A 10,672-nucleotide genomic window follows, 5' to 3' on the forward strand; every position below is an offset into this window, starting at 1 on the left:
CAGGTGATCCGCCGCCGGACAGAGCCGTTTCAGATCACGCCGCGCGCCCGCGCCGACCCTCCACCAGCCACATCGCCAGCACGGCCGCGGCGAGGGCGGCGAGCGCCCACAGGCCGATGCCGAGCGGATAGACCTCGACCCCGCGCACGGTGGCGCTGTCGCTCGGGCGGAAACCGATCCAGTCGGCGCCGCCGAGCCGGCCGCCGCGGGTGATCTGGAGGCGGGGCACGTCGATCCCGCCGCCCAGGGCGGCGACCCGGCGGATCGTGCCGCCGGAGCCCTCGGCCACGCCCTTCAGCCGCTCGGTGTCGCTGAACACGTCGGCGAGTTCGCGCGGATTGGCCGGGCCGACGCTGACGAAGGCGACGAGGCTGCCGGAGCGGATGGTGTGGAGCCCCAGCTGCTCGGCCTCGAAGGTGGCGGTGAACAGGCCGGTCTCCGCCTTCGACAGGTCGAGGCTCCGCTCCTTTCCGGTCGGGCCGGTGATCGTGACGGGACCGGCCTCCTCGGCCATGGTCTGGCGCTCGATGCGGACCTCGCGGCCCCGGCCCGTGGTCTGGGCGCGCAGCGCCTCCTCTTCGAGGGCCGGCTCCTTCATCAGCCAGTGGGCGAGGCGGCGCAGCAGGTCGAGATAGGGGCCGCCCTGCTGGTAGCCGCGGGCCCAGAGCCAGGCCTGATCCGACAGCATCAGGGCGACGCGGCCCTTGTCCTCGCGGGACAGGGCCAGGAGCGGCAGGCCGTTGGCGCCGGACAGGATCGGCTGCACGCCCGGCCGGGTCTGCGCCGAGACGATGCGCAGCCAGTCGCCCCAGGCCGGCGGGTTCGCCTCCGAGCCCGGCAGCGCCCGGGTGACGGGGTGGCGGTGGCCGGTCTCGGTCAGGTTGGCCTTGAACGGCTGCTCGACCACCTTCGCCGACGGGTCGCCCGGCAGGATCGAGGCGAGCCGGGTGCGGGCGAGGCTGGCGGGGCCGGCGAATTCCGGCCCGGCGGCGATCAGCAGCGCGCCGCCCTCGCGGACGTAGCGGACGATGTTGTCGAAATAGGCCTGCGGCAGCACGCTCTGGTTGGCGTAGCGGTCGAAGATGATGAGGTCGAAATCCTTGATCTTCTGGACGAACAGCTCGCGGGTCGGGAAGGCGATCAGCGAGAGCTCGGAGATCGGCGTGCCGTCCTGCTTCTCCGGCGGCCGGAGAATCGTGAAGTGGACGAGGTCGACGGAGGCGTCCGACTTCAAGAGGTTGCGCCAGGTACGCTCGCCCTGGTGCGGCTCGCCGGAGACCAGCAGCACCCGGAGCTTTTCGCGGATTCCCTCGATCGGCAGCACGGCGCGGTTGTTGACCGTGGTGAGCTCGCCGGGCAGCGGCTCGACCTCGATCTCGACCACGTTCGGGCCGCCATGCTCGATATGGGTGGTGAGCGAGAACGGGACGCCGGTGCTGATGCTCTGCCGGTCGATCTCCTCGCCGTCGCGGCGCACGGTGACGGTCGCCGTGCCGGTGCCGCCGCGCTCCATCACCTCGCCGCGCAGGGTAACGTCCTTGCCGACGATGCCGAAGCGGGGCGCCTCCAGCATCTTGATCTGGCGGTCGCGCTCGTTCGGCCTTCCGGTGACGAGGACGTGCAGCGGCGCCTTCAGCCCGAGGGCGCCGAGCGAGGCGGGAATGTCGTGCACCACGCCGTCGGTGAGCATCACCACGCCGGCGATCCGCTCCGGCGGCACGTCGGCGAGCGCCTGGGTCAGCGCGGTGAACAGCTTGGTGCCGTCGTCGCCCTCCGCGCCCTGCGCGTCGCCGACCTCGATGAAGCGGGGCTCGATGTTGGTGAGCGCACCGAAGCGGCGCTCCAGCTCGGCCTTGACCGCCTCCGTCATGGCCGGGCGATCGCCCAGGCTTTGCGAGCCGGAGCGATCGACGACGATGGCCGCCACGTCCTTCACCGGGTCGCGGTCCTCGCGCACCAGCGAGGGGTTGGCGAGCGCGAGCACGACCAGGCCGAGGGCGATGGCCCGCAGCAGCGCCGTGCGCCCGCGGGCCATCACCGCGACGACGGCGAGGATCGCGGCGAGCCCGCCGAAGGCGGCGAGCACCAGCCAGGGGACGAGGGGAGTGAAGCTGAGGCTCAGCATCGGGCGGGGCCTTCAAGCGGGTGGGATTCCCTCCCCCTTGTGGGGGAGGAGAGCGTGCCACGGTTCATCATCGCTACTGTCCCAACCGCTCCAGCAGGGCCGGCACGTGGACCTGGTCGGCCTTGTAGTTCCCGGTCAGCGTGTAGATCACGATGTTGATGCCGCCGCGGAACGCCATCTCGCGCTGGCGCTGGTCGCCGCCGGAGACGGGGTAGAGCGGCTCGCCGCTGCGGCCCACCGCCCAGGCGGCGGCGAGGTCGTTGCCGGTGATGATGATCGGCGTGACGCCGTCGCCCGCCCGTGCCGGGCGACGCTCGCCGCCCTCGCCCGCGGGGGGAATCGTCTCGACCCAGGTCTGGCCGGTGCTGAAGCGGCCGGGGAAGGAATCGACGAGGTAGAACGCCTTGGTCAGGACGTGGTCCTGCGGCACGGGCTCCAGCTCCGGCACCTCCAGGGTCGCCAGCATCTTGCGCAGGTACGCCGTCTCCGGGGTCGGCGGACCGTTCGCGCGGGCGGTCTGGGCGTCGCGGGTGTCGAAGATCACCGTGCCGCCGTTGCGCATGAAGGCGTCGATCTTGCGGATCGCCGCCTCGCTCGGCTGCGGGCGCCCGGCGACGATCGGCCAGTAGATCAGCGGGTAGAAGGCGAGTTCGTCCTTCTCCAGGTTCAGGCCCGCGGGCTCGCCGGGCTCCAGGGCGGTGCGGGCCGCGAGCATCTGGCTCAGGCCCGACAGCCCGGCGCGGCTCGCCGCGTCGGTCGCGGCGTCGCCGGTGACGACGTAGGCGAGCCGGGTGTTGAGGGCCGATTCGATGCCGTTCGGCCGGTTGGCGGCCGGCGCCGGTGTCGCCTCCTGCGCCCGCGCCGGGGGCGGCGCGACGGCGAGGGCGGCGCCGAGCAGCGCCGGCAGGAGCCAAGCGGCGGGCGCGGCCCGGCCGCGCGCGAGCCGGCCGGAACCCCGAAAAAAGCCGCCGAGCCAGAGGCCGGCCAGGGTGTCGAGGGCCAGGAGCGCCAGCGCGAGGCTGAACAGCAGCGCGCGCAGGTCGAGGGTCTCCGCGCCGGCGAGCGAGCCCATCCGGGCGCCCTTCAGACCGGTGAGGTCGAGGGGTTCGAGCCGGTCGCCGGGCACCAGCGCGTTGACGGCAATGCCGCCCTCCGCCGTGCCGTAGAAGCCCGGCGGGTGTTCGGGACCGGCGCGGTCGGCGAAGTCGGCCGGCACGGCGGTGGCGCTCGCCGGGGGTGAGCCCAGCGCGCCGAAACCGTCGAGGGTCAGGCGCGGCGCCAGCAGCGCGGCCTTCGCCTGCCGACCGTCACCCTCGCCGAGCTTGGCCGAGGGGCCGGCGAGGCCGACGACCCGGCGCAGTATGTCCACGAACAGCCCCGACAGCGGCAGGTTCGACCACGTCGTGTCGGCGGTGACGTGGAACAGCACCACGAGCCCCTGCCCCCGCTTGCCGGCCGTAACGATGGGCGTGCCGTCCTGCAACGCCGCCCAGGTCTTGCCGGGCAGGTCGCCGTCGGGCTCGGCGAGGATCTGGCGGCGCACGCCGATATCGGCGGGCGGGTTCAGCCCGGCGAAGGGGCTCTCGGGCGCGAAGGCCGCGAGCGTCTTCGGCCGGTCCCAGGACAGCGTGCCGCCGAGCGAGCGCCCGCCCCGGCGCAGGCGCACCGGTACGAGCGGATCGTTGCCGGCGGCGAGCCGGGGGCCGGCGAAGCGCAGCAGCAGCCCGCCCTCGTCGACGAACTGTTCCACCCGCGCGAGGGTGCGGTCGTCGAGCGCGCCGACATCGGCGAGCGCCAGCACCGAGACCTGGTTGTCGAGCATCTGGCCGATGGATTCGGCGGTGCCCTGGCCGCCGCGGGGCTGCTGCACGTCGGCGAAGGGCGAGAGCGCCTTGGCGAGGTAGTAGGTCGGCGCGAGCAGGGGCTGGGCCTGATCGAGCGTGCCGCCGAAGACGAGGCCGACCCGGCGGCGCTTGCCGCGCTCGTCCATCAGCACGACGGCGCCGGCCGAGCGCTCGCCCTCGATCTCGAGGCGGGCGATGGCGTTGCGCAGTTCCACCGGCAGGTCGAAGCTCACGCTGGTCTCCCGCGCCTCCGGGGCGAGGGTGAAGCGGCTCTCGGCGAGCGGCAGGCCCTTCGGGTCGAGGGCCCGCACCAGCCCCGTGTCGCGTCCGTTGCCTTCCGCCCGCAGCACCTGCGCCGAGAGCTTGTCGCCGGGCTGGGCCGGCGAGCCTTCGAGGGCGAGCGCCGGGGAGCGCTCGGCCCTCAGTACGGTCACGGCGCTGCCGTGGCGGCTCGCCAGCGCGCCGAGCGAGGTGGCGAAGTCGCCGGCGACATCGCCGGTGACATTGCCTTTGCCCGCCCCGCGCACGCCGTCGCTGATCCAGACGATCGAGGCGCCGGGCATCCGCTCCAGGAAGGTGCCGATCGAGGCCAGATGCGCGTCGCGGTCGCCGAGATGCGGGCGCGGCTGGATCGCCCGGAGGCGCTCCAGGGCGGCGGCCGGGGCCTTCGCCTCGAAGGGGGCGGGCGCGTCCGCGCTCGCGACCAGGGCCACCGGGCGCCCGTCGCGGGCGGCGGCCTCGATCTCGTCGGTGGCCGCGCGCAGGCGGTCGCGCCAGTCCTGGGCCGCGACGAAGCCGTTGTCGAGGACGAGGAGCAGGGGTTCTCGCCCCGCGGCGGCGCCGATGCCGCCGGGATTCCACACCGGCCCGGCCACCGCGAGGATCAGGCAGGCGGCGGCCAGGATCCGCAGGATCAGGAGCCAGGGCGGCGTGCGGGCCGGGGTCTCGCGCTTCGGCAGCAGGTCGGCGACGAGCGCCAGCGGCGGGAAGGAGATGCGGCGCGGGCGCGGCGGCGTGACCCGCAGCAGCACCCACAGGGCCGGCAGCGCCACGAGCGCGGCGAGCGCGAGGGGGGCGGCGAAGGTGAGCGGGATCCCGAACAATGCGGTTCGCCTTTCAGCCGAGCCCGCGCGCGGCGGCGACGAGGGTGAGGACCCGCAGGGCCGCCTCGCTCGCCGGCCGGTCGGTGCGGTGGATCGTCAGCGTCCAGCCCCGCTGCCGGGCGATCTCCGACAGGCCGTCGCGGTGGGCGGCGATGCGCGCGCGGTAGGCCTCGCCCCAGGCGCCCGCCTCGCCGATATCGAGGCTCAAGCCGCCTTCGGGGTCGTGCAGCACGGCCTGGCCGGTGAAGGGGAAGGTCTCCTCCACCGGGTCGGCCACCAGCACGAGATGGCCGCGGTTGCCGTGGGCGGAACTGGTCTGCACCGCCTCCCGCACCCGATCGAGGGGGGTGAGGAAGTCGCTCACCAGCACCACCTCGTCGAAGCGGCCGGGGCTCGCGGGCGGCGGCAGGTCCTGGCTCAGTCCGGCCCGGTCGTTGACCAGCGCCTGGGCGAGCGTCTCGACGATGCCGCGGGAGGCGCTGGCGCGGGTGAGCCCGAGCAGGCCGACGCGCTCGCCGCCCTCGACGAAGGTGTCGGCGAGCGCCAGCCCCAGCACCAGCGCCCGCTCGACCTTGGAGGTCTGGGCCAGGTCCGAGGCGAAGCCCATGGAGGCGGAGCGGTCGATCCAGATCCAGATGTTGTGGGCGGCCTCCCACTCGCGCTCGCGCACGTAGAGCCGGTCGTCGCGGGCCGAGCGGCGCCAGTCGATGCGCGCGGCGGCCTCGCCGGTGACGAAGGGACGGAACTGCCAGAAGCTCTCGCCCGGCCCGGCGCGGCGGCGCCCGTGCAGGCCGTGCGCCAGGGTGCCGGAGACGCGGCGCGACTCGAGCACGAGCCGCGGCATCACCTCGGCCAGCGCGAGCGCGCCGCCGGTCTCGGATCCGCCGGGGCGGCGGCGCTCGGCCTCGACGAGCCGGGTGGAGGCCATCCGCGGCGGACTCAGAGCTTGGCGGCGAGCTGGCCGATCAGGCCGGTCACCGTCTCGCCGTCGGCCCGCGCGGCGAAGGTCACCGCCATGCGGTGCTTGAGCACCGGCTCGGCGAGCGCCTTCACGTCGGCCACGGAGGGGGCGACCCGGCCCTCGATCAGCGCGCGGGCGCGGACGGCCAGCGTCAGCGCCTGGCTCGCGCGGGGACCCGGCCCCCACAGCAGTTTTTTGGCAATGGCCGGGTCGCCACCTTCCGGCCTCGCCGAGCGCACGAGGTCGAGGATGGCATCGACCACGGCGTCGCCCACGGGCAGGCGCCGGACGAGGCGCTGCGCGGTGAGCAGCTGCTCGGTGTTCATCACCGCCCTGGCCTGCGCGTCCTCGACGCCGGTGGTCTCGATCAGGATGCGGCGCTCGGCGGCGCGGTCGGGATAGCCGACGTCGATCTCCAGGAGGAAGCGGTCGAGCTGCGCCTCGGGCAGCGGATAGGTGCCCTCCTGCTCGATCGGGTTCTGGGTCGCGAGAACGTGGAAGGGCCGCGGCAGGTCGTGGCGCTCGCCCGCCACCGAGACGAAGTGCTCCTGCATCGCCTGGAGCAGGGCCGATTGCGTGCGCGGGCTGGCGCGGTTGATCTCGTCGGCCATCAGGAGCTGGGTGAAGACCGGCCCCTTGACGAAGCGGAAGGAGCGGCGGCGCTCGGCATTCTCGTCGAGGATCTCGGTGCCGAGGATGTCGGAGGGCATCAGGTCCGGCGTGAACTGCACCCGGCGGGCATCGAGGCCCAGCACCGTGCCCAGCGTCTCGACCAGCTTGGTCTTGGCGAGGCCCGGCAGGCCGACGAGCAGGCCGTGGCCGCCGGCCAGGATGGTGATGAGCGCCAGATCGACGATCTTTTCCTGGCCGAAGATCACCCCGTGGATCGCCTCCCGCGCCTGCCCGATCGCGGCGAGGCAGGTCTCGGCGGTGGCGACGATCCCGTCGTCGAGGCTCGTCGTGCTGGCCGGTCCGGCGCCCTGTGCCATGAAGTGAACCTTGCGATGACCGGGCGCGGATGCCCGGAAAGTGCGGAGTCTGGCGCCGAACGCGGGCCGAACGCAAGCGCGGCGCTGCCGCGCGGCAGTTCGGCACTATATGGCGGACGTCGCGGGCAGCGCAGGACACCCGCGACATCGTGCATCGCGGGCGGGGCGTGCGCCCCGGGGAACGGGAGGCGGGACCGGATGACGGACGAGGAGCGCGCGGCCTTTCCCGACGGGTGGGAAGCCTTCACCGATCCGGGCTTCATCGCCCATGTCGGCCCCGTCTGTCACCGCACCGTCGAGGGCCGGAAGGAATTCGCCTTCCGGACGGAGGAGACGCACGGCAACCTGCTCGGCATCGTCCACGGCGGCATGCTGCTCACCTTCGCCGACCGGGCGCTCAGCATCGTGGTGCGCGACGCCTATGACGGCGCGCGGGTCGTGACCGTCGAGATGTCGAGCCAGTTCGTCGGCGCCGCGCAGATCGGCGACATCGTCGAGACGGTGCCGGAGATCGTGCGCACCACCGCCTCCCTCGCCTTCGTGCGCGGCACCCTGACCAGCGGCGGCCGGCCGCTCGCGGCGGTGACGGGCATCTGGAAGGTTCTGCGCGACAAGCCGGGCGATCGTTCATGACCTCCGACGACCCCTCCGACGACCCGGCTCTCGCCCGCCTCAGCGCCGCCCTCGGCGCGATCGGCACGGATCCGGCCAAGCGCGGCCTGCCGCCGGTGGAGCGCTGGAATCCGGAGCATTGCGGCGACATCGACATCCGCATCGCCGCCGACGGCACGTGGTTCCACAACGGTTCGCCGATCCGGCGGCCGAAGCTCGTGAAGCTCTTCGCCTCGATCCTGCGCAGGGAGCCGGACGGCTCGACCGTGCTCGTCACCCCCGCCGAGCGGGTGCGGATCCAGGTGGACGACGCGCCCTTCGCGGCGGTCGAGATGGCGGTGGAGGGCGCGGGCGAGGCGCGCCGCATCGCCTTCCGCACCAATGTGGACGACCTCGTGCCGGCCGGCGCCGAGCACCGCCTGCGCTTCGAGGACGGGGCGGAGGGGCTCAAGCCCTATCTCCATGTCCGCCGCGACCTCTGGGCCCTGGTGAGCCGCCCGCTCACCTACGACCTCGTGGAGATGGGCGAGGCGCGCGCGATCGACGGGCAGGAATGGTTCGGGCTCTGGGCCGGGGGGCATTTCCACCGCATCGCCCCCGCCGGGGAGGCCGCGTGAGGCTGCCCGGCGACGCGGCGGGCCCGCAGGGGCAGGGATTCGGCCTCGATGCCTTCCTCGCACGGGCCGAGAACCGCCTGAGCCACGTGCCGCCGGGGCCGGGCGTGCCGCTGGCGAACCCGCGCGGCGACCACGACCTCCAGCCGGAGGGGATGGCCGTCGCGCCCGCCACGCCGCACCGGCCCGCCGCGGTGCTGGTGCCGGTGATCGACCGCCCCGAGGGCGTGACGCTGCTGTTCACGCAGCGGGCGGCGCATCTGCGCGACCATTCCGGGCAGGTCGCCTTCCCCGGCGGCAAGGTCGATCCCGAGGACACCTCGCCGATCGACACGGCCCTGCGCGAGGCGCGGGAGGAGATCGGCCTGGAGAGCGCGGCGGTGCGCCCGCTCGGCTATCTCGATCCCTATCTCTCCGGCACCGGCTTCCTCGTCGAGCCGGTGGTCGGCCTCGTGACGCGCGAGGCCGTTCTCGACCCGAACCCGGCGGAGGTGGCGACCGTGTTCGAGGTGCCGCTCGCCTTCCTGATGGACCCGGCGCGGCATCTCGTCCGCTCGGCGGAATGGAGGGGCCGGACGCGCTATTTCTACGCCATCCCCTTCGCGGAGCACCTGATCTGGGGCGTCACGGCGGGGATCGTGCATAACCTCTACGAACGCCTCTACGCCTGAATGCCTGGCCCGAATGCTTGGCCTGAATGCCTGACGGGCGCCCCGCGGCCCCTCGCTGATCGCACCCCATGCTCCGTCTCGTCCTGCAGGAACTCCTCCTGTTCTCCCTACCCTTCCTGGCCTTCGCGGCGTGGCTGCTCTTCGCCCGCCGCTCGCCGCTCGACCACGCGGAGTGGAAGCCGCAATGGACGCGGCTGGTGCTGGCCGGCCTGTTCGTCGTCATCGCCTCCCTCGTCATGACCGGGCTGACCGGGCAGCGCGTGCAGGACGGCTACGAGCCGCCGCGCTACGAGAACGGGCGGCTGGTGCCGGGGCATTTCCGGTGATCGCCGACGCGCCCTCGCCCCTTGCTTCGCCCCTTGCCGCGGACGGCCCGGCCCGCCTCCTGGCGCGGGCGGGCGTGCGGGCCTGCCTTGCGGCGCTCGACGCGCCGGGCGAGGAGACGCGCCTCGTCGGCGGCTGCGTCCGCGACGCGCTGCTCGGCGCGATCGTCAGCGACATCGACCTCGCCACCACGCTTCCGCCCGAGGCGGTGACGGAGCGCGCCCGCGCCGCCGGGATCAAGGCGGTGGCGACCGGCATCGAGCACGGGACGGTCACCCTCGTCGTCGAGGGGCAGCCGCACGAGGTGACGACGCTGCGCGAGGACGTGGAGACCGACGGGCGCCACGCGGTGGTGCGCTTCGGCCGCGATTTCGCGCGCGATGCCGAGCGGCGCGACTTCACCATCAACGCGCTCTCGCTCGACGCGCGGGGGCGCCTGCACGACACGACCGGGGGCGTGGCCGACCTCGCCGCGGGCCGGGTGCGCTTCATCGGCGACGCCGCGACCCGCCTGCGCGAGGATGCCCTGCGGCTCCTGCGCTTCTTCCGCTTCCACGCCCGCTACGGGCACGGTGCGCCCGATCCCGAGGGGCTCGCCGCCGCGATCGCGGCCCGCGACGGCCTCGACCGGCTCTCGCGGGAGCGGGTGCGCGCCGAGTTCCTGAAGCTGCTGCTCGCCCCCCGCGCCGTGGACGCGGTGGCGATCCTCAGCGAGACCGGCCTGCTGCTGCGCATCCTCGGCGGCGTCGGCGAAGGCGGCCGGCTCGCCCGCAGCGCGGCGGCCGCGCCGCCTCTCGACGCCGTCGCCCGCTTCGCGGCGCTCGCCGTGCGGACGGTCGAGGACGCGGACCGGCTGCAGGCGAGCCTTCGCCTGTCGCGGGCCGAGCACGCGCACCTGACCGGCTACGCCGCGGCGCTCGCCGTGCTCCACGACCGGCCGGTGATCGCCGCGGAGGCGATGCCGGCCCTCGTCGCCACCCACGGCGCGGAGACGCTGCGCGCGGTACTGACCGCAATCGATGGCGAGCCGCGCCCGCTCGTCACGCCGGACGCGCGCGCCGCGTTCGACCGGATGGAGGCCGCCGGCACGCGTCCCGTCTTCCCGGTGGCCGGCGCCGACCTCGTGGCGCGGGGCGTGCCGCCGGGCCGGGCGGTCGGAGCGGGTTTAAGGGCGGCCCGGGAACTTTGGCTCGCCAGCGGCTGCCCGGACGATGCCGAGGCCCGCGAGCGGCTGATCGCGCGGGCGCTGGAGGTGGCGAGGGCGTAGGAAGACGGTGTCCGGTGGATCGCCTCGGTCGGAGCATGGCCTGTCTCCTCCCCCTTGTGGGGAGGGGTTCGGGGTGGGGGTGGTGCAGAAGGCACCGCACCGCCGCGTTCTGAACCACCCCCACCTCCTGCCTCCTCCCCACAAGGGGGAGGAGAGAAGCGG

The 10,672-nt window shown here is 74.1% G+C and carries 9 protein-coding genes; 5 read left to right on the plus strand and 4 right to left on the minus strand.

Going from position 1 to position 10,672, the window contains the following annotated elements; all coding sequences use genetic code 11:
* Window positions 1-34: 34 nt before the first annotated feature.
* From ABS772_RS10500 to ABS772_RS10515, 4 genes are all read right to left on the minus strand, one after another.
* Window positions 35-2,125: a hypothetical protein gene (locus tag ABS772_RS10500; RefSeq protein ID WP_350394314.1), complete on the minus strand. Its 2,091-nt coding sequence runs from the start codon at window positions 2,123-2,125 to the stop codon at window positions 35-37.
* A gap of 73 nt (window positions 2,126-2,198) precedes the next feature.
* Window positions 2,199-5,072 carry a DUF4159 domain-containing protein gene (locus ABS772_RS10505; RefSeq protein ID WP_350394316.1) on the minus strand — a complete coding sequence of 958 codons (2,874 nt, stop codon included), beginning with the start codon at window positions 5,070-5,072 and terminating at the stop codon, window positions 2,199-2,201.
* A 13-nt stretch (window positions 5,073-5,085) separates the two neighbouring features.
* Window positions 5,086-6,000, minus strand: coding sequence for a DUF58 domain-containing protein (locus tag ABS772_RS10510; RefSeq protein ID WP_350394318.1), 915 nt, complete (start codon window positions 5,998-6,000; stop codon window positions 5,086-5,088).
* Between the two features lie 11 nt (window positions 6,001-6,011).
* Window positions 6,012-7,022 (minus strand): AAA family ATPase, encoded by a 1,011-nt coding sequence (locus ABS772_RS10515; protein WP_350394320.1) that lies wholly within the window; start codon window positions 7,020-7,022, stop codon window positions 6,012-6,014.
* Between the two features lie 198 nt (window positions 7,023-7,220).
* Here ABS772_RS10515 and ABS772_RS10520 point away from each other — a divergent pair, with 198 nt between their 5' ends.
* The 5 genes from ABS772_RS10520 (at window position 7,221) to ABS772_RS10540 (ending at window position 10,510) form a co-directional block, all read left to right on the plus strand.
* The gene (locus ABS772_RS10520; RefSeq protein ID WP_350394322.1) at window positions 7,221-7,655 is read left to right on the plus strand and encodes a PaaI family thioesterase; all 435 of its coding nucleotides are present in this window, start codon (window positions 7,221-7,223) and stop codon (window positions 7,653-7,655) included.
* Window positions 7,652-8,251, plus strand: coding sequence for a DUF1285 domain-containing protein (locus ABS772_RS10525; RefSeq protein ID WP_350394324.1), 600 nt, complete (start codon window positions 7,652-7,654; stop codon window positions 8,249-8,251). The genes ABS772_RS10520 and ABS772_RS10525 overlap by 4 nt, the downstream gene beginning before the upstream one ends.
* Complete coding sequence (locus ABS772_RS10530; protein ID WP_350394325.1) at window positions 8,248-8,919, plus strand: CoA pyrophosphatase; 672 nt, start codon at window positions 8,248-8,250, stop codon at window positions 8,917-8,919. Before ABS772_RS10525 ends, ABS772_RS10530 begins: the two co-directional genes overlap by 4 nt.
* A gap of 68 nt (window positions 8,920-8,987) precedes the next feature.
* On the plus strand, window positions 8,988-9,245 hold the full coding sequence (locus ABS772_RS10535) for a DUF6111 family protein (RefSeq protein WP_350394327.1): 258 nt from the start codon (window positions 8,988-8,990) through the stop codon (window positions 9,243-9,245).
* Window positions 9,242-10,510 (plus strand): CCA tRNA nucleotidyltransferase, encoded by a 1,269-nt coding sequence (locus ABS772_RS10540; protein ID WP_350394329.1) that lies wholly within the window; start codon window positions 9,242-9,244, stop codon window positions 10,508-10,510. The genes ABS772_RS10535 and ABS772_RS10540 overlap by 4 nt, the downstream gene beginning before the upstream one ends.
* The last annotated feature ends 162 nt before the right edge of the window (window positions 10,511-10,672 follow it).

Origin of the sequence: Methylorubrum podarium, from assembly GCF_040270385.1 — a bacterium.
Taxonomy (GTDB): Bacteria; Pseudomonadota; Alphaproteobacteria; order Rhizobiales; family Beijerinckiaceae; genus Methylobacterium; species Methylobacterium podarium.